Origin of the sequence: Microbacterium hydrocarbonoxydans, assembly GCF_011752045.1 — a bacterium.
Taxonomy (GTDB): domain Bacteria; phylum Actinomycetota; class Actinomycetes; order Actinomycetales; family Microbacteriaceae; genus Microbacterium.
Map to the genome: position 1 here is coordinate 59,639 of NZ_JAAKXW010000002.1, position 24,361 is coordinate 83,999.

Consider the following 24,361-nt stretch of genomic DNA (forward strand, 5'->3'; position numbering starts at 1 on the left):
GCTACCAGCCCTGGAAGGGCGCGATCTCCTCATCCGAGACGGCCCCGAGCGCGGCGTCATCCAGCGCTGCCGTCAGGATGGCGGCGGCGCGGTCGATCGCCTCGGCCGAGATGGTGAGCGGCGGCGTCAGCTCGATCACGTTGCCGCGCACCGGATAGGCGACGGCGCCGAGCTGCCAGGCCCGGTAGACGGCCTTGGCGGTGAGCACCGCATCGGGCTCGGCCGACCTCCGGTCGGCGACGAGCTCGAGACCGAGGGAGAGCCCGCGTCCGCGCACGTCGCCGACGCGCGACGCACCGGGGCGGCCGCTCCGCACGTACTCGTCCAGCAGCCCGCGGAGCTGATCGCCCCGCTCTCTCGCATTGCGGGTCGCGACGCCGGAGCGCACGATCTCCAGCACCGCGAGAGCGGCGGCGCAGGAGATCGGGTTGCCCGTGGTCGTCATCAGCGCGGAGGCGACCGGCTCGTCGAGCACCTCCGCCGGGCCGATCGCGGCCGACAGCGGCAGCCCGCCGCCGAGCGCCTTTCCCAGGGTGACGATGTCGGGCACGACGCCCTCGTGCTCGAACGCGTGCGTGCGACCGGTACGGCCGAGCCCGACCTTCACCTCGTCGACGATGAGGTACGCGCCGTGCCGATCGCACAGCGCCCGCAGGCCGGCGAGGAGACCGGGCGGAGGCACGATCACGCCGCCGTCGGACTGCACGGGTTCCACGATCACCGCGGCCGTCTCGCCGCGCGCCAGCTCGACGGCCGCAAGGCGGAGCACGTCGTCGACGACGGTCGCCGGGTCCCCGGTGTGCGGACGGTATGGGTCGGGATACGGCAGGAAGGCGACGGCGGGATCGGCGGTCACGCCGGCCGACACGTGCACGCCGGAGATCCGCTGCGCCGTGCCGAGCCCGCCGTGATAGCCGTTCTGGAAGGCCAGGATGCCGGGGCGCCCGGTGGCGTGCCGGCATCCGCGGATGGCCACGTCGTTGGCGTCGGTGCCGGCATGGCCGAGATAGACCCGGCGCGCGTGCGGGGGCAGGTCGCTCGGGACGAGCGCGATCAGCTGCTCGGCGAGGGCGACGGCCGACGGGTGCGTGGCCGACAGGATCGACGCGCCCGGTGCGTCGACGGCCGCGTGCGCGATGGCTGCCGCGATCGCCTCGTGGCCGTGGCCGAATCCGGATGCCGTCCAGCTCGCGCTGAGATCGATCAGGGCGCGCCCTCCCGGTTCGATCAGCCGTTCCCCGCGACCGGACTCCACGGCGAGCGGGAAGAACCGCAGCTTCTCGACGCCGGCGATGACCGCGTCGTCGCGGGCGATGAGCCGCTCGGCATCCGTCATGCGTCCTCGCCCGGTTCGCTCGAATCGCCGCGGTGGTGCTCGATCCCGAGCACTCGCTCGGCCGCCGCGAGGTAGCCGGCCATCAGGGCGCGCGCCACGAGGTCGACGGCGTCCTCGCCCGGCAGGAACCGGGGGTGGTGGAGCGCGGGCTGCGGATGCTCCCCGGCGGTCTCGACACCCACGAAGAGCATGAGGGACGGGACCGCGTCGCAGAAGTAGGAGAAGTCGTCGGCGCCGAGCGAGCGCATCGGCTCTGCGCCGTCCACGCCGAGCCGCGCCAGCCAGTCGTCGGCGCCGGACGCGAGCGTCGGGTCGTTGATGAGCGCGGGCTCCCCCTCGATGCGCGTGGTCGTCGCCGTCGTGCCGTAGGCCTGCGCGGTGCGCTCGGCCATCTCGCGGACGGCGTCGAACAGCGTCGCCCGATCGGCGGGATCGGTCGTGCGCATCGTCGCGAGGATCCGCGCCTCGGCGGGCAGCACGTTGGCCGCCCCTTCCCCCGCCGCGAGGGTGCCGACGCTGATCAGCGCCGGCCGCAGCGGGCTGACCGTGCGGCGGACGACCTCGGGGAGGCCGATCGCGATGTGCGAGATCGCGGCGACGGCGTCGCTCGCGTCGTGCGGGTAGGCGCCGTGGCCGCCGCGCCCCGAGATCCTGATCTCGATCTCGTCCGCGGCGGCGTTGATGAAGCCGCCGCCGGACGCGACCGCTCCTCGGGGCACGCCGGGGTGCACGTGGGCGCCGATGACGTGGGCGATCTCCTGCTCTGCGATCACGCCGGCCTGGACCATCTCCAGCGCGCCGGAGGGATAGCTTTCCTCGCGCGGCTGGAGCAGCCCGACGAGTCCGAGCGGCAGGTCGAGACGCGTCGCCGCGCGCAGCAGCGCGACGAGGGCGGCCTGATGCACGTCGTGCCCGCAGGCATGCATCACCCCGCCCGAGGCGGCGAAGCTCGCACCGGTCAGCTCGGTCACCGGGAGGGCGTCGAGCTCGGCGCGGATCGCGACGGACGGCCCGTCGGCCGGGCCCGTGCGGCCCACGGCACCGGCATCCGCCAGCCGGTCGAAGGAGATCAGATCGCTCAGCGCGCCGACGAGGCGCTCCCGCGCCGGATGCTCCTGGCCGGACAGGCACGGCGCGGCATGCAGCTCGCGCCGCAGCCGCCTGGCCGCCGGGAGCTCCCGCTCGAGGGCGAGGTTCCAGCGTGCGGCGAGGTCGGTCAGCCGGGTCAGCGTGGGGGTCACGAGCGCTCCCCGCCCTCGATCACGGTGCCGTCGTTCGCGGGGCCGTCTCCCTCGATCACGGTGCCGTCGGCGCCGATGAAGCCGGTCCTCGACGCGAAGTGCGCGTCGTCGAGCCGGTAGGCACGGCGCGCGTTCCGCCACGCGACGAGCTCGGTGACCCGGGAGCGCTCGCCCGCCGGCCAGCCGTCACGCTCGGCGAACACGTCGAGTGCGCGCTGCAGCCCGCGACGGAACAGCAGCGCCCCGAGGTAGTACAGCTCGGCGGCGCCGAAGGCGTCCGAGGAGAACAGGATCTTGTGGAACGGCGCGAGTTCGAAGGTCTCGGCGATGACCTCGTCGGAGCGGGAGCCGGTGTAGTTGATCGCCAGCCCCACGTCGAAGTACACGTGCGGGAACACGTGCGCGAGATACCCCGCCTCGCGGTGGAAGGGATAGCAGTGCAGCAGGAGCACGCGCGCGCCGGTCGGCCGCGTCAGCCGCAGGAACTCCGTGAGCAGCAGCGGGCTGCAGCGGTGCAGGTCGACGTCGGCGTCGCCGTAGCCGATGTGGAACTGGATCGCGCACTCCCGGTCGACGGCCGCCCACAGCAGGTGCCGGATGATCACGGGGTCGTCCAGGCGCACGGTGTCTCCGGCAGCCGCGATCCAGCGCACGACCGCCTCGTCGACCTCCGCGGCCGACGGTCGCTCGGGGGCGAAGTCGAGGCCGATCCGGTATGCGGCGATCGACTTCACGCCGATCGCCGTGCGCAGCCGCTCGTCGAGCAGGCGCGCGTAGGCGTCGCGGAAGCCGGCGGCGTCGCAGCCGTCGATCACGAGCTCCTCGGCGAGGCGCTCCAGGCGGACGATCTCGAAAGCTCGTGCGGCGCCGGCATCCGCCATCCCCGCAGGATCCAGGATCTCGTCGGCGCGATGGCCGATCTCGATGAAGTAGTCGCTGATCCCGCTGGCGCGCAGCAGCCGCCTGCTGGCCTCCGCGCCGCCGAGCTCACGTCTGCGCGTCAGGTACTCCTCCGCGGTCGCGAAGGGCTCGAGCCCGAGCACCGGGGCGCAATGCCGGCGGATCGCGAAGCCGACCTGGGTGTCGAAGTGCGTGGTGCCGTCCGGGGCATCCCAGTCCGACTCGGTGATCAGCGCCTCGAACAGTCCGCGACCGAGGTTCTGCGTCGTGACACCGTGGCAGTGGTGGTCGAGCAGCGGGACGTCCGCGGGGCTGATCTCAGTAGACACGCGCGTACACCTCGCACTGCTCGGCGAGGGAGCGCGCCTGCACGGAGGCGAACTCGTCGCGCTTGATGGCCTCGAACGTCGCAAGGAACGCCGGGGAGAACCAGCCGGAGACGACCTCGTCGGCCTTCAGCATCTCCAGCGCCTGCTCGAGGTCGCGCGGCAGCTTCGCGAGGTGGGCGTGGCGGTCCTCGAGGTCGAGCTCGCCCTCGACGATCTCCGGGGTGCCCAGGCCCTCGCGCAGGCCCGCCATCCCCGCCCGGAGGATCATGCCGAGGAGGATCCACGGGTTCGCGCCGATGTCGCCGCCGCGGAACTCGAAGTGCAGCTGGCGGCTGGGGTCGCGGCCGTCGATCTCGTTCGTCGGGCAGATCCGCAGCAGGGCCTCGCGGTTCTGCAGGCCGAGGAAGGAGCGGGCGGTCGACCAGTTGTGCGGCGCCAGGCGCAGGTAGCTGGTCGCCAGCGGGGCGAACAGCGCGGCCATGGACGGGCCGTACTTCACGATGCCGGCGGCGAAGCTCCCGGCGAGCTCGGAGAGGCGGCCGGGGCGCGACGGGTCCCACACGAGCGTGTTGCCGTCGAGGTCGTCGAGGCCGAAGTGCACGTGCACGCCGTTCCCGGTCTCCCCCGGTGCGACGACCGGAGCGAAGGACGCCTCGCGGCCGTGCGCCTCGAACAGGTCGTAGACGATGTCGCGCACGAGGATCGCGCGGTCGGCGGCGGCGACCGGGTCGGTCGGGGCGACGGTGATCTCGTACTGGTGACGACCGTACTCGGGCAGCCAGGTCTCCGGCTCGAGGCCCGCGCGGTGCAGGATCGCCATGAGCTCGGAGCCGAGCGGCTCGGCCCGGCGGAACGCCTGCAGGGAGAACGGGTGGTGGTCGCCCTTGGCGCTCACGTCCATGAACTCGTGCTCGAAGGAGGAGCGGGTGGTGATGCCGAACTCGGTGCGCAGCTGCTCCACGGCCTCCCGCAGGAAGGTGCGAGGGCAGCTCTCCCAGGGCGTGCCGTCGGTGTTCACCAGGTCGGCGTAGACGACGTTCAGCGGCGGGCGGCCGGGGATGCCGTCGACCCGGGCGTGCGAGCTCGGATCGGGCTTCAGGCGCAGGTCGCCGGTGGAGCCGTAGGGGATGTCGTCGACGATGTGCCCGAGGGAGCCGATGCCGAGGTTCGCCGGCACCCAGCCGAGCGAGGTGCGCTCGTCGAAGTCGGCGAGGCGCATCGAGCGGCCCTTGGTGCGGGCGGCGATGTCGGTGGTGGCGATGAAGATGAGCTCGTCGTTCGCGGCGGTGCTGTCCATGTCGTCCGTTCCGGTGGGGGTGTCGTCGTTGTCGTGGTGGCGGAGGTGCTCGGTCATCAGTCCAGATCCTCCATGCTCAGCCGCGAGCCGATGCGGTCGGCGAGGGAGGGCTTGACGAGCACGATGACCAGGCCGATGAGGCACCACGCGCCGGAGATCCACGGGAAGTAGGAGTACGGGGCGACCTGGCCCGCGATCTGGATGAAGTACACGTAGGCGAGGAAGGCGAGGCCGAGCACGGGGATCACGACCTCCCACTTCGGGATCTTCGAGCCGCGCGAGAACGTGTGCTTGATCACGCCGACCGAGGTCATGCCGTAGGCGACGACCATGCACAGGGTGGCGATGGTCGCGAACCAGTAGTAGACGTCGACCGAGGTCGCGCCGAACAGGCCGAATCCGACGGCGAAGACGACGGTGAGGATGACGACGAACACGGTCGCGTGCACCGGCACCCCGGTCTTCGGGTTCACGGCCGCGAACGACTTCGGTCCGAATCCGTCACGGGCCAGCGCGAACAGCAGGCGGGCGGCGGCGGCCGTCGAGCTCAGCAGCGAGGCGAACGCGACGAGGAAGGCGAAGATCGCGATGAGCACGGCGAACCACTGGCCGACGTACGTGGACGCCAGGGTGGTGAGGGTCGAGGATGCTCCGGCGAAGGCCTCGACGCCCGCGGCATCCGTTCCGAATCCGATGGTCTGCGCGAACATCACGAGCACGTAGATGACGCCGGCGACGACCACCGCGAGGAGCAGCGCCTTGGGGACGACCCGCTTCGGGTTGTGCGTCTCCTCGCCGAGGGACGTGCCCGACTCGAAGCCCGCCCAGGACAGGAAGCCGAAGACGGCGGCGGTCATCACCGCGCTGATCGGAGCATCGCCGGGGAGGAGCACGGAGAGGTCGACGCCGGTGCTCACCGGGGCGTCTCCGGAGGCCACGCGGACGATGATGACGATCGAGAGGATGACCATCGCGGCGATGCCGACGAAGCCGATGCCGAGCAGGGTGCGGGCGGTGACGGTCGACTCGCGGACGTTGAGGATGAGGGCGAAGACGGCGACCACGACCGGGATGATCACCCAGGTCCAGGTGGGCAGGGTGACGCCGAACTCGGCCATCATCGCCTCGAAGAACACGCCGCAGGCTCCGGCGATGCAGACCGCGAAGAAGACGTAGGTGCCGAGGAGGGCGAAGCCGCCGAAGAAGCCGGCGCGCGGACCGAGGGTGGAGCCGGCGAGCGCGTAGACCGAGCCGGCGTGGGTGATGTAGCGGGTGAGGCGGATGAACGCGTATGCCACGAGCATGGTGCCGAGGAACGACACGATGAACGTGAACGGCACGCCGGAGCCGACGAGGCCGGCCACGCCGATGCCGTTGAGGGACATGGCCATCACGGGGCCCATGAAGCCCACCGAGATCGCGACCACCTCCCAGAGGCGGAGGGTCTTGCGGGGTGTCGTCCCGGCGGAGGACGCTCCGTCGCTCGGGACCTTCGTCGTCGAAGTCATTTCGGGCCTTTCGGTCTGACGTCTGCTCTGACGCCCAGGGTGGCTAACCGGATCGTTCGGGTGACGCCGGTCCGGTCGATTCTGAAACAGATATTACACACAAGGGGGTGCGTTGCCAAGAGTGTTTCAGATGTTCCGTCGGTGGGTTCGTGCCTCCTCTTCTGTACGAAAGCGTGAAAGGGTGACTCGCCCCCACGCCGACCTGGTCGACGGCGTACCGTGATCCCATGAGCGTCGACCGGAGAACCCGCCTGCTGATGACCCTGCCCGTGACGGCCCTCGTCCTGTCCCTCGCCGCGTGCAGCGCCCCGCGTCCGACCGCCGACCAGATCGCCGACGGCCTGGAGAAGTGGGCGGCGCAGCAGCAGATGGAGGACATCGATGCGGATGCCGCCGCCTGCTTCGCAGAGCATCTCCTCGACTCGGATCTGTCGAACGAGACTCTCAACTACATCGCGAACGGCGAGGACAAGCAGTCCAGCGTCGCCGATCGCGACCTCACCACGAAGATCCTCGCGGACAACTACGCCGATTGCACCGCGTGACGCCCCGTGACCGAGCGTGACGGAAACGCGCAGCATCCGTCATCCTTCGTCATACCCGCCCGGGGAATGAACAGCCGCTCCTAGCGTTGAGGTCATGGGCGTGCACACGGCGCGCCGCGATTCTGGAGTCCCCTGCAATGAGCACCACCGCACGCGCCGCGAAGGCGCCTGACACCCGCGGGCCGATCCGGAAGCTGCTGACCTCGTTCGGCTTCCAGATCCTCGCCGCCCTCGTCCTCGGCATCGCCGCCGGCCTCATCGCCCGCCAGCTGGGCGCGACGGCCGACACCCCGAACGGCCTCTCCGCCACCCTCGACACGATCGGCAGTTCCTACGTCACGCTGCTGCGCGCTGCCGTCGTCCCGCTGATCTTCACAGCGATCGTGGCGAGCATCTCGAATCTCCGCCGCGTGCAGAACGCCGCCCGCCTGGCCGGGCAGACCCTGCTCTGGTTCGCGATCACCGCGTTCATCGCCGTGACCATCGGCATCGTGCTCGGTCTCGTCATCCAGCCCGGCTCCAAGGCCGGCGACGGACTCGAGCCCGGCGACCCGTACACGGTCGGCACCTGGTGGAACTTCCTCCTCGGCCTCATCCCGCAGAACTTCCTCGGCATCGGCGTGAACACTCAGGTCGACCTGGAGGCAGGCAGCGCAACCTCGAGCGTGAGCTTCAACATCCTGCAGGTCATCGTCGTGGCCGTGGCCGTCGGCATCGCCGCGCTCAAGGCCGGCAGGAAGGCCGAGCCGTTCCTCGCGTTCACCGAGTCGCTGCTCAAGGTCATCCAGCGCGTGCTGTGGTGGATCATCCGCATCGCCCCGATCGGCACCTTCGGCCTCATCGGCGCCGCCGTCGTCAAGTACGGCTGGGAGAAGCTCGCCGCCCTCGGCTGGTTCGCGATCGCCATCTACATCGGCCTCGCACTGGTGCTGTTCGTCGTCTACCCGATCCTCGTGAAGACCCACGGGCTGTCGATCAAGCAGTACTTCTCCGGTGTGTGGCCGGCCGTGCAGCTCGCGTTCGTCAGCCGCTCCTCGATCGGCACCCTGCCGCTCACCGAGCGCGTCACCGAGCGCAACCTCGGCGTGCCCCGCTCGTACGCCTCGTTCGCGGTGCCGTTCGGCGCCACCACGAAGATGGACGGCTGCGCCGCGATCTACCCGGCCATCGCCGCGATCTTCGTCGCGCAGTTCTTCGGCATCGAGCTCAACATCGTCCAGTACCTGCTGATCGTGCTCGTCTCGGTCGTCGGCTCGGCCGCCACCGCCGGCACAACCGGCGCGACCGTCATGCTCACGCTCACGCTGTCGACGCTCGGCCTCCCGCTCGAGGGCGTCGGCCTGCTGCTCGCCATCGACCCGATCCTCGACATGGGCCGCACCGCGGTCAACGTCGCCGGCCAGGCGCTCGTCCCGACCATCGTCGCCAAGCGCGAGGGCATCCTCGACGAGGAGCTCTACAACGCTCCGCGCGCGGGCCTGCCCTTCGCGGACGATTCGGCGGACGATGCCGCCGACGAGGCCGGAGAAGCGGATGCCGGTGAGCCGGGCGCCGTCTCCGACAAGGACCCGGAGCCGGTCGGCGCCCGCTGACCCCTCGGTTCCGTCGCACCTGGAGCGCCTCGTCCCCTCGCGGGGCGGGGCGCTCCTCGCGTCCTGCCTCGTTCACAACTCCTCAGGACTGCGCCCGCTCCCTCGCACCCACCCCGTGGTTCCGCGGCGCCGAAGTGGTCGCCCCCGCGTTTCTGAGGAGTTGCGCACGCCGTCGGCCGGCCACGCCGAGACGGTCCAGGACTACACGCGGCCCTGGCTGCGGGTCGCGCCGCGGGTGTCGAGGGCGAGCTCCTCGGCATCCATCGCGATCATCAGCTCCCGCATGAGCTCCTCGTCGAGGTTGCCGGCGTCGCGCTCGGCGAGCAGGATCTCCCGGCGCACCTGCAGCCATCCCTTCGACAGCGCGACCAGGTCGTCGTAGGAGGGCCGCGCGACGGCATCCTCCACCTCCTGCGCCTGATCGGTGTCCTTCTCGACCCTGGTCATGCGCTTCGTGAACGCGTCGAAGACGCCGAGATCCACGCTGCCGTGCTTCGCCTCCCACTCGACGCGCTTCTCGGCGAGATAGGTCTTGCCTGCCTCCCGGCTCTTCTCCTTCACCGCGGCGAGGGCCCTCTCGTCTTCGGCCTCGTCGACATCGCTCTCGATGCCGAGGCCGCGGATGAGCATCGGCAGGGTCAGTCCCTGCAGCAGCAGGGTGCCGACGGTGACCACGAACGCGACCACGACGATCGCGTGCGAGGCCTCGGAGCCGAGCGTCGCGAGGTCGGCGGCGGCGAGCGCGGTCGCCAGGGTCACGACGCCGCGCATGCCCGCCCAGGAGATGACGGCGTTGTCCTTCCAGGTGAGCTGGAGCCCCGCCATCCGCTCGCGCACGATCTGGGTGCGCAGCTCCTCGGCGCTGTACTGGCGCCAGTGCCGCGACCGATCCTTGCGCTTCTCGAACTCCCCGGAGGCGATGCCGCGATCCATCCGGGCGAGGCGACGGCGGTCGAGGTGATTGGCCCAGCCGTTCGCGGGGTAGATGTACAGCGGCCGCACGACGAGCACGACGAGCAGCACGGCACCCGACAGCAGCAGGATGCGGCCGACGGACTCGTCGCCGAGGTCGGCGAGCACCCGCGGGAACTGCAGGCCGATGTAGGCGAACACGAAGCTCTCCAGCAGCAGGTCGGCGGAGAGCCACAGCGGGGTCTCCTGCTGACGTGTCGTGTAGTCGGTGCGCGGGGCGTTGAACCCCACGTAGAGCCCCATCGCGACGACGGCCAGCACACCGGAGCCGAGCAGATGCTCCGCGATCGCGTAGGCGCCGAACGGCGCGAGCAGCCCGAAGGTGCCGATCACGACGGCGTCGTCGATGCGCATCCGCAGCTGGTGCAGGCCGATCCCGAAGACGAGGCCGACCGCGACGCCCACGCCGACGGCGAGCAGGAACTGCCCGATCCCGTCCCAGACGGTGAGGGTCGCACCGGCGAGGATCGCCGCGAACACGCGGTACAGGGTGAGCGAGGTGGCGTCGTTGATGAGACTCTCCCCTGACAGCACCGTCATGATGCGCCGCGGCAGGCCGAGCTTGCGGCCGATCGCCGCGGCCGAGACGGCGTCCGGCGGTGCGACGATCGCACCGAGCAGCAGCGCGCCGGGCAGCGTCAGCGAGGGCAGGATCCACCATGCGACGAGCCCGACGGCGATCGCCGTGAGCAGCACGAGCCAGATGCCGAGCCGGCGGATCTGCGGCAGGCTGCGCCGGAACCCGACGAAGGAGACGTCCAGCGCGGCCGAGTACAGCAGCGGCGGCAGCACGAGGTTGAGCAGCAGGTGGCCGTCGATCTCGAGGTCGGGAGCGAACGGCAGGAAGGATGCCGCGAGCGCCGCGACCGTGACGAGCAGCGGCGCTGGCCATCCGCGCCACCGCGCGATCGCGGCCACCACGACCGATCCGACGAGAACGTAGAAGATCTCCGCATCCATGCGAGAAGCGTAGCCGCGACGGCTCGTCAGCGAGCGGCCCTGAGCAGCTCCACCACCTCGCTGTCGTCGACCTGGCGGAAGTCGAGGTAGTGCATCCCGACGGCCATGAAGTCCTCCGGGGCGCGGAGGCAGATGACGTCATCCGCCTCGTCGAGCGCGCTCAGCGCGTCCGGGGCGGCGACGGGGACGGCGACGACGACGGATGCCGCACCGCGCGCCCGCGCGATGGAGCACGCCGCACGCATCGTGGCACCGGTCGCGATGCCGTCGTCCACGATCACCGCGGTGCGGCCGGTGAGCGGAACCGGCGGACGCCCCTCGCGGAACCGGAGCACCCGCTGCTCGACCTCGGCCCGCTCGCGCTGCTCCGCCGCCTCGACGTCATCGAGCGTGACGCGCGCCGCCGCGGTCACCTCGGTGTTCAGCACCGTCGCGCCGTCCTCTCCCACGGCGCCCATCGCGACCTCCCGGTGCCAGGGAACGCCGAGCTTGCGGACCACGAGCACGTCCAGTGGCGCGTCGAGGGCGTGCGCGATCTCCGCCGCCACCGGAACGCCGCCGCGCGGAAGGCCGAGCACGACCGGGGTGGGAGGCGGCTTCTCGCGCAGCCTCGCCGCCAGCATCCGTCCGGCCTCGATGCGGTCGCGGAATCTGTCCATGCCACCGGCCTACGCCCGGGGCCGCGCGCGGTCAACCCCGTCCCGCACGCAGGCGCGGGGTGCTACTCGTCGGCGGAGTCGCGCTCCGCGCGCAGGTCCGCGTTCTCGTCCTCGAGGTCGAGCACGCGACGGATGCCGACGATGTTGATGCCCTCGTCGCGGAGGTCCGTCACCCGGCGGAGCCGCGCGATGTCGTCGTCGCTGTAGCGGCGCGTCCCGCCCTCGCTGCGGGCGGGGGTCAGCAGGCCCTTGGCCTCGAACAGCCGCAGGCTGGCCTCGTTCACGCCGCTGAGCTGCGCCGCGACCGCGATCCCGTAGACGGGGGTGCCGGAATCACGCTCGGCCATGCTGCCTCCTCTTTCCCGTTGCAATCGACCTCGAATTGATCTATAACAAATCTATAGCACGAGGTGCAGATAATCTCACCTCCTCACCATAGCCCATGCAGGGCCGCACGAAAGGAGAAACTCATGGCACTCACCTTCGACCCGTTCAGTCAGCTCGATCGATTCGCAGCGAGCGTGCTGGACTCCGTTCGGGCGCCCCGGCTGATGCCGGTGGACCTCTTCCGCGACGGGGAGCAGTACGTCCTGCACGCCGATCTGCCGGGCGTCGATCCCGGCTCGATCGACGTCGACGTCGACGGCGGACAGCTGACGATCCGGGCGCAGCGCACCGCGGACAGCCGCGAGGGCGTGCGCTGGCTCGCCCGTGAACGCGGCGCGGGGTCCTTCCTCCGCCAGTTCACGCTCGGCGACGGCGTGGACGTCGACAAGATCAGCGCCAACTACGAGAGCGGCGTGCTCTCGGTGCTCATCCCGGTCAGCGAGCGCGCGAAGCCGCGCAAGATCGAGGTCGAGTCGACCGAGCGCCGGCAGGCGATCGACGCCTGATGCGCCAACGGGGCCGGGCCTCGGCGCCCGGTCCCGATCCTCAGATGCACGACACGGAAAGGACGATGATCATGCCGCTCTCCCCCTCGCTCGATCGCTTCCTCCGGGCCATGGAGTATCCCGCGACGCGCGACGATCTCGAGCGCGAGGCGGCGCGCGACGGACTCGCCGTCGAGGACAGGATGCTGCTGTCCGGGCTGCCGGACCAGAGCTACGGCGCCGCCTGGCAGGTGCGCTACCGGCTGGCTCGCCGGGCGCTGGCCGACGCCTTCGCTCCGGCCGAGCCGGCGCACGCCTGACCGGGGCCGGAGCGGATGCCGCGCCACCTTCCCCTCGGCCGCACGGCATCCGCTCCGCGCGCGTCCGCGCCTGCATCCGCCCCGACCGGCGTTCGCGCGACCGGCGCCGCGGTCCCGGCATCCGACCCGCCTGCGTGCGGGAATGCTCCGGTGCGGCCCCCGGTTGGCCCCTGAGTGACTGCTCTCTCGGTCCTCGACCTCGTCCCGGTGCGCACCGGGCAGACCAGCGCAGAGGCGGTCGCCGCCTCGCTCTCCCTCGCGGAGACCGCCGACCGCCTCGGATTCCGCCGGTACTGGTTCGCCGAGCACCACAACATGCCGGCCGTCGCGTCGACCACGCCCCCGGTGCTCATCGCCGCCGCGGCCGCGCGCACCAGGCAGATGCGGCTCGGCTCCGGCGGCGTGATGCTGCCGAACCACGCCCCCCTCATCGTCGCGGAGCAGTTCGCGGCGCTCGAGGCCATCGCGCCGGGCCGCATCGACCTGGGCCTCGGCCGCGCCCCGGGCAGCGACCCGGTGATCACGCAGTTGCTGCGCGGATCGGGCACCACGAGCGACGTGGAGCAGTTCCCCCGCCACGTGCAGGACATCGCCGCGCTCCTCTCCGCCGACGGCGCGACCGTGCGCTTCACCTCCGGCGGCGAGTACACCGTGCACGCCACGCCCGCCGCGACCGGCGCCCCCGAGGTCTGGCTGCTGGGCTCGAGCGACTACTCGGCGCAGCTCGCGGCATCCCACGGCCTGCCGTACGTCTTCGCGAACCACTTCTCGGGGCAGGGCCTCGAACGCGCCCTCGATCTCTACCGCAGCGGCTACCGGCCGAGCGAGGAGCATCCGGAACCCCAGACCTTCCTGACGGTCAACGCCGTCGCCGCCCCCACGGCCGCCGAGGCCGAGGAGCGGGCGCTCCCTCAGCTGCGGATGATGGCGCGCCTGCGCCTGAACAAGCCTCTCGTCGCCCTGGAGGCCGTGGAGGAGGCCCTCGCCGCACCCTCCGACGCCGCGACCGATCAGGTCGTCGCCGACGCGCGGGCGCGCTGGTTCGTCGGCACCGGGGATTCCGTGGCCGCCGAGGTGCGCGATTTCGCCGCCCGGTGGGGAGTCGACGAAGTCATGCTCTCCCCCGTCGCCGCATCATACGAGTCCGAACCGAGGGATGCCGCCCCCGGACGAGCCCAGACCCTGGAGCTCATCGCCGCCGCGCTCTAGTCGTCCGCCTGTGTCCTTCGTGTCCCGCGCTGGATCGAAAATGCCGGCGTGAGCCGCTCCGCACCGTCATCTCTGATCCACGCCGCCAGAATCAAGTCGCGCGGGAGGCGATCGCCCGCCGTAGCCGCGCGAGGAACTCCGCCGGGTCCTCCAGGTCGTGCTGCGTCAGCCTGATCACGATCCAGCCACGGTCCTCGAGATCGCGCTGTCGGGCAACGTCTCGGCGCCACTGCTCCTTGCTCCTGCGATGTCCGTCGCCCTCGTACTCGACGGCGATCCGCCACTGCGGGTACGCGAGATCCACCCGGGCGATGAATCGCTCGCCCGCTCGCACGTCGAACTGGACGGTCGGCTCGGGAAGTCCCGCGTCCAGGATCGCAAGGCGGGTCTCGGTCTCCTTCGGCGACTCGACCCTCTCCCGCGTCATCCGGAGCGCGATGCGGACGCGTCCGCTGCCAGGAAAGCGCCCCCATGCCGCGACCCGCATCTCGAGTTCGTCAAGAGTGCACCGCGGCCGCCCCGCCTCCTCCATCCCCGGATAGTTCGTGCAATCGGTCAGGATCGCGTCGAGCAGGATCACCAGGTGCGGGACCGTGAGCTCGCCCGCGCTGCTGAGCACAGCCGCTACCGGGTCCACGACCGGCGCCTGCCGGAGAAACCACGTCTGCGCCCGCGAGCGTCCGAGATGCCGGCCCTTCACGCCTGCGGCACGCGGCGGGCTCTGCTCCTGGGGCGCCGCGATCTCGAGAGCCTCCTCGGGTTGCCACGGATCGGGGTACGGAAGCGCCCAGAGCCTCACCGCGCTGCGCCCGACGAACCTCTGATGCGGACGCAGACGCGGCAGGTAGCAGTCGACGGTCGCGCGGAACGTCTGCGGCGCCTCGACGGAGCGGATCCCGTGGAACGGACGCGCCAGGTCCGCAGCATCCGTCCGTCCCCGGCGGACTCCGAGTGCCGCCGCCTGCCGCACGCTGAAGTTCTCGCCCAGCCGAGGGGGAAGCGCGATTCGATGACGCATCCGACGATGCTCCCATCGCCGCGGCCGCGACTCCTCGCGCGCGGGCCCGACGTCCCGGAGCGTGGGGAGAACTCCGCCGCACGTCCCCCTGTGCAGTCGTTCTCCACTCGACCGTGGATCAAGAATGCCGCACGCAGCTCGCCTGGACCGGCATTTTCGATCCACGCCGCGGCAGAACGCCGCGGCAGAACCCCGAAGCAAAACGCCGCGACAGAACGCCGCGACAGAGCCGGCTACGCCTCCGGCTCGCCGGAGAGGATGCCGCGGAGCCAGTCGCGCGCCTCGACGAAGACGTCGTCGGAGTAGCGCTCCGGGTACTGCACGATCTGGCGGTCGGCGCGCGGGTACGAGCCGAGGAAGACGACACGAGGGCTGAACCGGCGGATGCCGAGCAGTGCGTCCGCCATCCGCTCGTGCTCGATGTGGCCGTCGGCGTCGATGACGAAGCGGTAGCGGCCGAGCTCGTCGCCGATCGGCCGGGACTCGATCAGCGACAGGTTGATGCCGCGGGTGGAGAACTGCTCGAGCATCTCCAGGAGCGAACCGGGGTGGTCGTGCGGCAGCTCGACGATGAGGGAGGTCTTGTCGGCTCCGGTCGGCTCCGGCGAGCGGGTCGTGCGGGTGACGAGCACGAAGCGTGTGACGGCGTGCGCGTTGTCGCCGATGCCCTCGGCGAGCACGTCGACGTCGTAGTGGTTCACGATGCCCGGGGCGGCGATCGCCGCCTGCGCGGGGAGCGTGCCCTCGAGCACGCCGATCGCGGATGCCACGTTCGAGGCCGCCGGCACGTGCGAGTGCTGCGGCAGGTGCGCGCCGAGCCAGCCGTGGCACTGCGCGTAGGCGACCGGATGCGCGGCGATGACCTTCACATCCTCCAGCCGGGTGCCGCGGGGCGCGACGAGCACGAAGTTGACCCTCACCAGGTACTCGCCGATGATGCGCAGCCCCGGCAGCGTCGCGAGGGCATCCTGGGTGGTGGAGACGCCGCCCTCGATCGAGTTCTCGATCGCGATCATCGCGGCGTCCGACACGCCCGAGAGCACGTCGTCGAGCGCCTCGCCGACGTTGTGCACCGGGCGCCATTCCTGCCCGCGCGCCTCCGCCACCTGCTCCAGCGCCGCTTCGGTGAACGTCCCCGCGGGGCCGAGATAGCTGTAGGTGCGGCGTTCAGTCACGCGGCAAGCCTAGTCGCCCGCGCCCCACCGCCCCTGCCTGTGACGAAAACCTGCACGACTCAGGAAATGTGAGGTGCGCGATCGCCGCGCGAGGGGCAGACTGTCTGCATGACGAGCCGTGCAGGCCTCCCCGCGGAGGAAAGTGACCTCATCGATGTCGACGAGCTGATCGCCGCCTACTACGATCGCACCCCGAATCCCGACGTCCCGGGTGAGCGGGTCGTGTTCGGCACCAGCGGCCATCGCGGCTCCTCCCTGTCGAACAGCTTCAACGAGAACCACATCCTCGCCACGACGCAGGCGATCGTGGACTATCGCGCAGGGCAGGGCATCACGGGTCCGCTCTTCCTCGGCCGCGACACCCACGCACTGTCGCTCCCGGCCGAGCGCAGCGCCATCGAGGTGCTGGTCGCGAACGGCGTCGACGTGCGCGTGGACTCCCGGGACGCCTGGGTTCCGACCCCGGCGCTCAGCCATGCGATCCTCACCTACAACCGCGACCTGGCGCCGGATGACGCCGGCCGCGCTGACGGCATCGTGGTCACTCCGAGCCACAACCCGCCGCGCGACGGAGGCTTCAAGTACAACCCGCCGCACGGCGGCCCCGCCGACACGGACGCGACCGGCTGGATCGCCGACCGCGCCAACGAGCTCATCGCCGGCGGACTCGAGGGCGTGAAGCGCGTGCGCTACGCGGACATCGACGCCGACACGCTCGGCAGCTACGACTTCCGCGACGCCTATGTGCGCGACCTCTCGTCGATCATCGACGTCGACGCCATCCGCAGGGCCGGCGTGCGCATCGGCGCCGACCCGCTGGGCGGAGCATCCGTCGAGTACTGGGCGCTCATCGCCGAGGTCCACGATCTCGACCTCACCGTGGTGAACCCGGAGGTCGACCCGACCTGGCGCTTCATGACACTGGACTGGGACGAGAAGATCCGCATGGATCCGTCCTCGCCCTCCGCGATGGCGTCCCTGGTCGCGAAGAAGGCCGACTACGACGTCCTCACCGGCAACGACGCGGATGCCGACCGGCACGGCATCGTGACTCCGGATGCCGGGCTGATGAACCCGAACCACTACCTCGCCGTCGCGATCGACTATCTGTTCTCCCACCGGGCCGAGTGGCCGCGCGACGCCGCGATCGGCAAGACGCTCGTGTCGTCGATGATCATCGACCGGGTGGCCGAGTCGCTCGGCCGTCGCCTGCTCGAGGTCCCGGTGGGCTTCAAGTGGTTCGTGCCGGGGCTGCTCGACGGGACCGTCGCGTTCGGCGGCGAGGAGTCCGCCGGCGCGTCCTTCCTCCGGAAGGACGGCTCCGTCTGGTCGACGGACAAGGACGGCATCCTGCTCTGCCTGCTCGCCGCGGAGATCATCGCCGTGACCGGCAAGACGCCCTCGGAGCGCTACGCCGAGCTCGAGGCAGCCTTCGGCGCCTCCGCCTACCAGCGCGTGGACGCACCGGCGTCTCCCGAGCAGAAGGCGGCGCTCTCCAAGCTGGCGCCGGATGCCGTCAGCGCGACGACCCTGGCCGGAGAGGACATCACGGCGAAGCTGTCGCACGCGCCAGGCAACGGCGCGGCGATCGGCGGCCTCAAGGTGCAGACCGAGCACGCCTGGTTCGCCGCCCGCCCGTCGGGCACGGAGGACGTCTACAAGCTGTACGCCGAGAGCCTGCGCGGCCCCGAGCACCTCGCCGAGGTGCAGGCCGAGGCGCGCGCCGTCGTCTCCGCCGCGCTCGGGGGCTGACGCCGGGCCCTCTCGCTCATGCGTGGGTGGTCAAGGGAGCATCCGGAACCGGGTTGCGCGAGGCTTTTCTGACCGCGCACCCGACGCCGGATTCCTTTCTGACCGCGCACCGGATGCCGGAGGCGACCTCCGGGCCTCAGGACTCAGAGCGCGCCAGCGCGGCCCCGGCCTCGCGCAGCCACCTCGCGGGGTCCGCGAGCGCGGACTCCGAGGAGCCCGCGAGCTCTGTGAGCGAGGCGGATGCCGCGAACAGAGCGGTGTCGGCGTCATCCGTGATCCGACCCGCCGCGAGCAGCGCCCGCGCTCCGGAGCCGGCGGCCAGGCCCGCGATGAACGAGGGGACCTTGCCGTCGCCGGACTGCCCGTCGTAGGAGCCCTCTCCGGTGATCACGACGTCGGCGCCGGCGATCGCCACGGCGAGTCCGATGAGCTCGGCCACCTCGGCCGCCCCGGGCGCGAGCATGCCGCCCCAGGCGACGAGTGCTCCGCCGGTGCCTCCCGCGGCTCCGGTGCCCGCCAGCCCAGCGTCGAGCTCCAGCAGCGCGGCGAGCCGTCCGAGCGCGGCATCGACCGCGGCGATGTCCGCCGGCGCCGTGAGCCCCTTCTGCGGGCCGAACACCGCGGCCGCGCCCCGAGGGCCGCACAGCGGATTGGTCACGTCCGTGAGCACGCGCACCTCCGGGGCGGCGCGCAGCCCGCTCCGGTCGACCGCGGCGATCTCGGCGAGACCGCGCGCCCCTCGCGCGACGGGCTCGCCCGCGGCGTCGAGGAAGCGGGCGCCGAGGGCGGTCAGCATCCCCGTGCCGCCGTCCGTGGAGGCGCTCGAGCCGATGCCGACCACCACGCGCGAGACGCCGTGGTCGAGGGCGGCGGCGATGGCCTGGCCGAAGCCGGTCGTGTCCGCGTCCCACGGCCGGAGTTCGTCGAGGAGCTCGATGCCGGAGGTGGATGCGAGGTCGACCACTGCGGTCCCGGCCGGCGAGTCCGCAGTGGGCGGCAGCAGCAGCCACGACGTCTTCACGGCACGTCCGGCCGGGCCGTCCACCGTGACCGGCATCCGCCGGGCTCCGGGCACGGCCGCGGCGAACGCCGCCACGGTTCCCTCGCCGCCGTCCGCCATCGGCCGGTGCACGAACACGGCCGACGGGTCCGCGTCGCGCCACCCCTCGGCCAGCGCCCGCGCCGCGTCCGCGGCCGTGATCGTCCCCTTGAAGCTGTCCGGGGCGAGGACCACCGTCGTCATCGACGCAGCCCGGGGGTGCTGTCCCGCACCACGACCTCCAGCGGCAGCGGCGGCTGCTCCCAGTCGGCGTCCACCGTGGCGCGGAAGGCCTGATACCCGACCTCGCTGAGCGGCACCCGCACCGTGGTGAGCGCCGGGGTGACGTCGACGCTGGAGGGGACGTCGTCGAAGCCGCACACCGCGACGTCCGCGCCCACTGCCCTGCCGGCGTCGCGGAGGGCGGACATCGCGCCGATCGCCACGACGTCGCTGAGGCCGAAGACCAGAGTCCCCGGCTCCACGCCCTCGGCGAGCGCCTGCGTCATCAGCGCCGCGCCGCTCTCCTTGCGGAAGTCTCCGCGCAGCACGCGGTGCACGGCCCCGCCACCGGCCTCGAACCCGGCACGGAAGCCGGCGAGCCGGTCGTCCGAGGTCCGCACGCCCTCGGCGGCGGCGATCGCGACGGCCGACCGGTAGCCGAGCTCTGCCATGCTCCGCCCGAGCGCCTCGGCGCCCGCCCTGTTGTCGATCTCGACATGGCGACCCTCTGCTCCGCCTTCGCCGAACGTCACGACCCGCCCGCCGAATCGCGCGAACTCGGTCAGCTCGGCGACGGTTGCGGAATCGGCCGGGTCCTCCTGGGTACGGGATGCCGCGAGGATGAGCCCCTGCGGGCGCTGGCCGCGCAGGGCGCGCACGATGCGCGCCTCCCTGGCGGGATCGCGCTCGGTGATCGCGATGGTCACGACGAGCCCCTGCTCATCCGCCCCGCGCGCCACCCCGGAGGCGATCAGCCCGAAGTAGGGGTCGGCGATGTCCGCCACGAGCAGGGCGATCACCGGGGAGGTCCCGCGCGCGGTGGCCTGGGCGGACACGTTGGCCGTGTACCCGAGGGATGCGGCCGCCTGCTCGACGCGCTCGCGATAGGACTCCGCGACCTTGCGCTCGGAGCCGTTCAGGACGCGGGATGCGGTGGCGAGGGAGACGCCCGCCTCACGGGCCACGTCATGCAGAGTCGGCGCCGCCGCGCGCGCGTGGCGCGCCTGGCGCGTGCGGGAAGGGCTTTCCTGCAGTTCCATGCCCCTGAGCATAGTGGCCGCGGGCCCATCCAACCGAGGTTCGCGCCCTGGCAAGCGGTTGCCGACTCAGGCCATCCTCGCGAGCGCCTCCTCCTCGATCCGGTGCCGCAGGGGCGACCCCTTCACGAGGCGCTCGAGCTCCTCGGCGACGAGCTGTCCCATGGCCCCGCGATCGGACCCCATGGATCCGGCCACGTGCGGCGTCAGCTCGACGTTCTCCAGCTCCCACAGCGGCGAGTCCGGCGCCGGCGGCTCTTCGACCGTGACGTCCAGGAGGGCGGTGAGATCCGGGCGGCGGGAGAAGACGGCGGCCAGGCCCTGCTCGTCGACGAGGCCGCCACGCGCCGTGTTGATGAGCGTCGCGCCCTCCGGCATCCGCTCCAGCAGCGAGGCGCCGATCATGCCCTCGGTGGCGGGGAGCAGGGGCGCGTGCAGGCTCACCACCTCGGCCCGGTCGAACAGCTCCTCGAGCGAGACGAGCTCGACGCCGAGTTCCGCGGCCGCATCGGGTGTCGCGAAGGGGTCGGCGGCGAGCATCCGCACTCCGGTGCCGCGCAGCCGCCCGGCGACCCTGCGCCCGATCTCCCCCAGCGCGACGAGGCCCACGACGGTGCCCCGGATGCCGGATGCCGCCGCCGCGGCCGCCTGGCGATCCCGCTCCGCGCGGTAGCGACGGCGTGCGGCGGGGATTCCGCGGGCGGCGAGGACGATCTGCGCGGCCGTCATCTCGGCGACAGGATCGGCGTTCGCGGCGGCCGCCGAGACCACCGTGATCCCGCGCCGCCAGGCCGCGTCGGTCATGAGGTGCTTCACCGATCCCGCCGCGTGCAGCACCGCGCGCAGCCGCGGCGCAGCGCTGAGCAGCCGGGCGTCGACGACGGGGGCGCCCCAGCCGGTGAGCAGCACCTCCGTGTCGTGCAGCACACCCGGATCGGCGGCGAGTTCCTCCGCGGTGAGGAACGGCCTGCGCAGGTCCGCGATACGGTCGACTGCGGCCAGTACATCCGCGGGATAGACGTCGCCGCGGCGTCCCTCCTCCATCACCAGGCGCACCGTGATGCGATTCGCGTCGTCGGTCATTCCCATCTCCTTTGAAAGCGAAACATCCGATCAATGATTGACAGTGCTCGCGTCCCTAGGTTAGATTCGCCAACGACGTCTTGCAAAGTGGCAAGCGTTTGCCAAACCCTGGAGATCACATGCACACAAAGATGAAAGCAGCCGCCGTCCTCGGCGTCGCCGCGCTCGCACTCGCCGGCTGCTCCAGCGCAGCCCCCGCTCCCGAAGGCGGCTCCGGCGTGAAGCAGGACGAAGAGGCCGTCCTCGAGATCTGGACGCGCACCACGCCCGGCAGTCCCAGCGAGGCCGCCACCATCCGTCAGGTCGAGGCGTTCACCGAGGCCACCGGCTTCAAGGCCGAGGTCACCGCGATCTTCGACGACTTCGAGATCAAGCTCGCCCAGCGCGCCGGCCAGAAGGACCTGCCGGACATCGTGCTCAACGACGTCAGCCAGCTCGGCACCATGCAGTCGCAGGGCATCCTCCGCGAGATCGACCTCGAGGACATCGAGAACTCCAAGAACCTCACCGCCCAGGCGCTCGAAGCCGGCAAGGCCGTCGACGGCAAGACGTACGGCATCCCGTACTCGGCGCAGGCCAACGCCCTCTTCATCCGCAGCGACTGGCTGCAGAACCTCGGCCTCGAAGCGCCGACCGACTGGGACGAGATGCTCGAGGTCGCCACGGCCTTCACCGAGAACGACCCCGACGGCAACGGCCAGGCCGACACGTACGGGCTCGCCGTCCCCGGTTCCACCAAGCGCGGCTACGCGTCCTGGTACTTCTCGAACTTCCTGTGGGCCGCCGGCGGCGACTTCATCACGGGCTCCGGCGACGAGTGGCTGCCCTCGATGACCTCCGACGAGGCGATCGAGGCGACCACCTGGTTCCGCGATCTGCAGTGCAAGGCGGGCGTGGTCCAGCCGGGCGCCCCGAGCATGGACACCCCTCCGACCAATGAGGCCTTCGAGTCGGGCGTCGCGGGCATGTACGTGACCGGCCCCTACATGATGCCGCGCTTCGACAAGGTGCTCGGCGCCGACAAGTACGAGGTCGTCCCCGCACCCGAGGGCCCGAAGGACGGCTCGGTGCTCGCCGAGGGCGGCACCGTCTACCTGATGGCCGGGTCGGAGAACGAGAAGGGCCAGACGGCGTTCGCCGACTGGTACGTCAGCCCCGAGGCGCAGAAGTTCGGCATGGAGGGCACGGATGCCTTCGCCATCCAACTCCCGGTGAACGAGAAGGTCGACATCTCCGACGTCCGCGACGACCCGCGCTGGCAGACGTTCGCCACCGCCTACAAGGAGAGCGGCCACTACGCGCCGACGATCCCGAGCTGGACCCCGGTGCGCCAGATGAGCGCCGACACCATCAACGCCCTCCTCGCGGACTGCTCGCTGGACGTCGAGGAGGAACTCACCAAGCTCGACGGCAAGCTCACCGCCGAGCTCCTGACGCAGGGAATCCTCAAGCAGTGACCATCCACACAGCCGACGCCGCGACCGCGGCCGACGCTCCCAAGGCGGCGGCGGGGGCCATCGCGTCCCCGCCGCCCGCCCGGCGGCGTCGCCGCCACCGCGTGCAGGGACAGTGGTGGGTCCCGTGGGCCTTCCTCGCCCCCGCTCTCCTGCTCTTCCTCGTCTTCCGCTACATCCCGATGGTCCAGGCCGTCTCGATGTCGGTCGAGAACGTGCGCCCCTACCTCGGCAACGAGTTCGTGGGCCTCAAGAACTACCAGACGATCCTCGCCGACCCTGCCTTCCAGGACGCGACGGTCAACACCCTCATCCTCGCCGTCGGGCAGACGGCCGGATGCCTCCTCCTCGGCTTCGTCCTGGCGCTGCTGCTCGAAGGCCAGACCCGCAAGCTCTCCTTCATCCGCTCCGCGGCGTTCCTCCCTGTCGTCGTCCCGATGGCCGTGGTGGCCGAGCTGTGGCGGATCATGTACCACCCGTCCCCCGACGGGTTCCTGAACTCCCTCATCGGCTTCCTCGGCCTCGGCCCCAGCGAGTACATCAACAGCCCCGACTCGGCGATGTGGTCGATCATGCTGATGGGCATCTGGCGCGGCGGACCCTACGACATGATGATCATCCTCGCCGGGCTCGCCGGCATCGACCGCGGGCTCTACGAGGCGGCGACGGTCGACGGCGCCAACCGCTGGCAGCGCATCGTCCACGTCACCCTGCCGGGTCTGCGCCCGGTGTTCACGATCCTGTTCATCCTCGCCGCCATCCGCGGCTTCCGGGTGTTCACCGAGGTGTACCTGATGACCAACGGCGGCCCGAACGGCGCCACCGAGGTCGTGATGACCCTCCTCTACAAGCTCGGCCTGGAGCAGCAGAAGCTCGGCGTCGGCTCGGCGGGCGCGGTGCTGCTGTTCCTCGCCACCCTGGTGCTGACCGTCGGAGTCCAGCTGCTCCTGCGCAGGAAGAAGGACGCATGAGCGCCGGAACCGATACCGCCCTCGGCCTGACCGAGAGCCGCACCGTCGTCGGCATCGGCGTGAAGGTCGTGCTGTACGCCCTCGTGGTGGCCCTGTTCGCCGGCCCCCTGGTCGCACTGCTGTCCGGCGCGTTCAGCGAGGTCACCGACCCCACCGAGCTCAGCGTCATCCCGACCCGGCCGACGCTGGAGAACTTCGCCGTCGCCTTCGACTTCGGCGTGCTCGGCTACCTGATGAACTCCTTCTTCGTGGTCGGCTTCGGCCTGCTGCTGCAGGTGATCGTCTCGGTGCTCGCCGGCTACGCGCTCGCCCGCAAGCGGTTCCGCTTCTCGGCGCTCGCCCTCGTCGCCATCCTGGCCACGATGATGCTGCCCGACGAGATCCTGGCGCTCCCGCTGTCGATCCTGCTCGCGGACCTGCCGATCGTGCACCTCAACCTGATGGGCACCCTGGCCGGCATGATCGTGCCGATCGGCGCCTGGGCGTTCTCGATCCTCGTGATGACGGAGTTCATGAAGGACGTCCCGCTCGAGCTCGAGGAGGCGGCCCGCATCGACGGCGCCAGCGAGCTCCGGGTCTTCGGCCAGATCATCGTGCCGCTGTGCAAGCCCGCGCTCGGCGTCATCGGCGTGTTCGGGTTCACGATGATCTGGGACCAGTACCTGCTCCCGCTGCTCGTCTCGACCTCGAGCGACACGTACACCCTGCCGCTCGCCCTGCGCACCCTGCGCATCGAGCCGGAGGTCACCCCCGGCGTGGTGATGGCGGCCTCGCTGCTCGCGCTCGCCCCGTCGGTGATCGTGTTCCTGCTGTTCCAGCGCTCGTTCGCCCGCGGACTCACGTCCGGGGCGCTCAAGGGCTGACCGGGAC

The 24,361-nt window shown here is 71.2% G+C and carries 22 protein-coding genes; 9 read left to right on the forward strand and 13 right to left on the reverse strand.

Features of this window, described 5'->3' with window-relative positions:
* Position 1 precedes the first annotated feature (1 nt).
* From G6G98_RS08675 to G6G98_RS08695, 5 genes are read right to left on the reverse strand one after another with little or no spacing between them, the layout of a single operon-like run.
* Positions 2-1,336, reverse strand: coding sequence for an aspartate aminotransferase family protein (locus tag G6G98_RS08675; RefSeq protein WP_164234759.1), 1,335 nt, complete (start codon positions 1,334-1,336; stop codon positions 2-4).
* Complete coding sequence (locus tag G6G98_RS08680) at positions 1,333-2,577, reverse strand: M20 metallopeptidase family protein (RefSeq protein WP_208321456.1); 1,245 nt, start codon at positions 2,575-2,577, stop codon at positions 1,333-1,335. Before G6G98_RS08680 ends, G6G98_RS08675 begins: the two co-directional genes overlap by 4 nt.
* Positions 2,574-3,806, reverse strand: coding sequence for an amidohydrolase family protein (locus G6G98_RS08685; protein WP_164234760.1), 1,233 nt, complete (start codon positions 3,804-3,806; stop codon positions 2,574-2,576). Before G6G98_RS08685 ends, G6G98_RS08680 begins: the two co-directional genes overlap by 4 nt.
* Positions 3,796-5,160, reverse strand: a complete 1,365-nt coding sequence (locus G6G98_RS08690) for a glutamine synthetase family protein (protein WP_243842063.1) — start codon at positions 5,158-5,160, stop codon at positions 3,796-3,798. The genes G6G98_RS08685 and G6G98_RS08690 overlap by 11 nt, the downstream gene beginning before the upstream one ends.
* Positions 5,160-6,611: an APC family permease gene (locus G6G98_RS08695; protein ID WP_164234761.1), complete on the reverse strand. Its 1,452-nt coding sequence runs from the start codon at positions 6,609-6,611 to the stop codon at positions 5,160-5,162. The genes G6G98_RS08690 and G6G98_RS08695 overlap by 1 nt, the downstream gene beginning before the upstream one ends.
* A 227-nt stretch (positions 6,612-6,838) precedes the next feature.
* Here G6G98_RS08695 and G6G98_RS08700 point away from each other — a divergent pair, with 227 nt between their 5' ends.
* Positions 6,839-7,156: a hypothetical protein gene (locus G6G98_RS08700; protein WP_164234762.1), complete on the forward strand. Its 318-nt coding sequence runs from the start codon at positions 6,839-6,841 to the stop codon at positions 7,154-7,156.
* A gap of 137 nt (positions 7,157-7,293) precedes the next feature.
* The gene (locus G6G98_RS08705; RefSeq protein WP_208321457.1) at positions 7,294-8,748 is read left to right on the forward strand and encodes a dicarboxylate/amino acid:cation symporter; all 1,455 of its coding nucleotides are present in this window, start codon (positions 7,294-7,296) and stop codon (positions 8,746-8,748) included.
* 201 nt (positions 8,749-8,949) lie between these two features.
* On the opposite strand, the gene G6G98_RS08710 is transcribed toward G6G98_RS08705, so the two are convergent.
* The 3 genes from G6G98_RS08710 to G6G98_RS08720 form a co-directional block, all read right to left on the reverse strand.
* Positions 8,950-10,680, reverse strand: coding sequence for a cation:proton antiporter (locus G6G98_RS08710; RefSeq protein WP_164234763.1), 1,731 nt, complete (start codon positions 10,678-10,680; stop codon positions 8,950-8,952).
* A gap of 26 nt (positions 10,681-10,706) precedes the next feature.
* The gene (locus G6G98_RS08715) at positions 10,707-11,339 is read right to left on the reverse strand and encodes a phosphoribosyltransferase (protein WP_067355531.1); all 633 of its coding nucleotides are present in this window, start codon (positions 11,337-11,339) and stop codon (positions 10,707-10,709) included.
* Positions 11,340-11,401: 62 nt separating this feature from the next.
* Entirely contained in the window at positions 11,402-11,686 is a 285-nt protein-coding gene (locus tag G6G98_RS08720; RefSeq protein ID WP_067355527.1) for a MerR family transcriptional regulator, read from the reverse strand.
* A 123-nt stretch (positions 11,687-11,809) separates the two neighbouring features.
* On the opposite strand from G6G98_RS08720, the gene G6G98_RS08725 reads away from it, so the two are divergent.
* The 3 genes from G6G98_RS08725 (at position 11,810) to G6G98_RS08735 (ending at position 13,740) form a co-directional block, all read left to right on the forward strand.
* The gene (locus G6G98_RS08725) at positions 11,810-12,232 is read left to right on the forward strand and encodes an Hsp20/alpha crystallin family protein (RefSeq protein WP_067355524.1); all 423 of its coding nucleotides are present in this window, start codon (positions 11,810-11,812) and stop codon (positions 12,230-12,232) included.
* A 71-nt stretch (positions 12,233-12,303) separates the two neighbouring features.
* Positions 12,304-12,531 carry a DUF2795 domain-containing protein gene (locus tag G6G98_RS08730; protein WP_164234764.1) on the forward strand — a complete coding sequence of 76 codons (228 nt, stop codon included), beginning with the start codon at positions 12,304-12,306 and terminating at the stop codon, positions 12,529-12,531.
* A 174-nt stretch (positions 12,532-12,705) separates the two neighbouring features.
* Positions 12,706-13,740 carry an LLM class flavin-dependent oxidoreductase gene (locus G6G98_RS08735; protein WP_164234765.1) on the forward strand — a complete coding sequence of 345 codons (1,035 nt, stop codon included), beginning with the start codon at positions 12,706-12,708 and terminating at the stop codon, positions 13,738-13,740.
* A gap of 91 nt (positions 13,741-13,831) precedes the next feature.
* On the opposite strand, the gene G6G98_RS08740 is transcribed toward G6G98_RS08735, so the two are convergent.
* Both G6G98_RS08740 and pheA read right to left on the reverse strand, forming a co-directional pair.
* Positions 13,832-14,758, reverse strand: a complete 927-nt coding sequence (locus G6G98_RS08740) for an endonuclease domain-containing protein (RefSeq protein ID WP_164234766.1) — start codon at positions 14,756-14,758, stop codon at positions 13,832-13,834.
* 233 nt (positions 14,759-14,991) lie between these two features.
* Positions 14,992-15,933, reverse strand: a complete 942-nt coding sequence (gene pheA, locus G6G98_RS08745; protein WP_164234767.1) for a prephenate dehydratase — start codon at positions 15,931-15,933, stop codon at positions 14,992-14,994.
* Positions 15,934-16,041: 108 nt separating this feature from the next.
* Here pheA and pgm point away from each other — a divergent pair, with 108 nt between their 5' ends.
* The gene (gene pgm / locus G6G98_RS08750; RefSeq protein ID WP_164234768.1) at positions 16,042-17,685 is read left to right on the forward strand and encodes a phosphoglucomutase (alpha-D-glucose-1,6-bisphosphate-dependent); all 1,644 of its coding nucleotides are present in this window, start codon (positions 16,042-16,044) and stop codon (positions 17,683-17,685) included.
* Positions 17,686-17,821: 136 nt separating this feature from the next.
* Here the strand turns inward: pgm and G6G98_RS08755 are convergent, their stop codons facing one another.
* From G6G98_RS08755 to G6G98_RS08765, 3 genes are all read right to left on the reverse strand, one after another.
* Complete coding sequence (locus G6G98_RS08755; protein WP_164234769.1) at positions 17,822-18,928, reverse strand: glycerate kinase; 1,107 nt, start codon at positions 18,926-18,928, stop codon at positions 17,822-17,824.
* Positions 18,925-19,986 (reverse strand): LacI family DNA-binding transcriptional regulator, encoded by a 1,062-nt coding sequence (locus G6G98_RS08760; protein ID WP_164234770.1) that lies wholly within the window; start codon positions 19,984-19,986, stop codon positions 18,925-18,927. The genes G6G98_RS08755 and G6G98_RS08760 overlap by 4 nt, the downstream gene beginning before the upstream one ends.
* A 66-nt stretch (positions 19,987-20,052) precedes the next feature.
* On the reverse strand, positions 20,053-21,066 hold the full coding sequence (locus G6G98_RS08765; protein WP_164234771.1) for a hydroxyacid dehydrogenase: 1,014 nt from the start codon (positions 21,064-21,066) through the stop codon (positions 20,053-20,055).
* Between the two features lie 119 nt (positions 21,067-21,185).
* Between G6G98_RS08765 and G6G98_RS08770 the strand changes: the two genes are divergently transcribed.
* Genes G6G98_RS08770 through G6G98_RS08780 form a run of 3 tightly spaced genes read left to right on the forward strand, consistent with a single transcriptional unit; the run spans position 21,186 to position 24,354 of the window.
* A complete protein-coding gene (locus tag G6G98_RS08770) occupies positions 21,186-22,523 on the forward strand; it encodes an ABC transporter substrate-binding protein (RefSeq protein WP_164234772.1) in 1,338 nt (445 codons plus the stop codon).
* Positions 22,520-23,491, forward strand: coding sequence for a carbohydrate ABC transporter permease (locus tag G6G98_RS08775; protein WP_243842064.1), 972 nt, complete (start codon positions 22,520-22,522; stop codon positions 23,489-23,491). Before G6G98_RS08770 ends, G6G98_RS08775 begins: the two co-directional genes overlap by 4 nt.
* Positions 23,488-24,354, forward strand: coding sequence for a carbohydrate ABC transporter permease (locus G6G98_RS08780; RefSeq protein ID WP_067355486.1), 867 nt, complete (start codon positions 23,488-23,490; stop codon positions 24,352-24,354). Before G6G98_RS08775 ends, G6G98_RS08780 begins: the two co-directional genes overlap by 4 nt.
* The last annotated feature ends 7 nt before the right edge of the window (positions 24,355-24,361 follow it).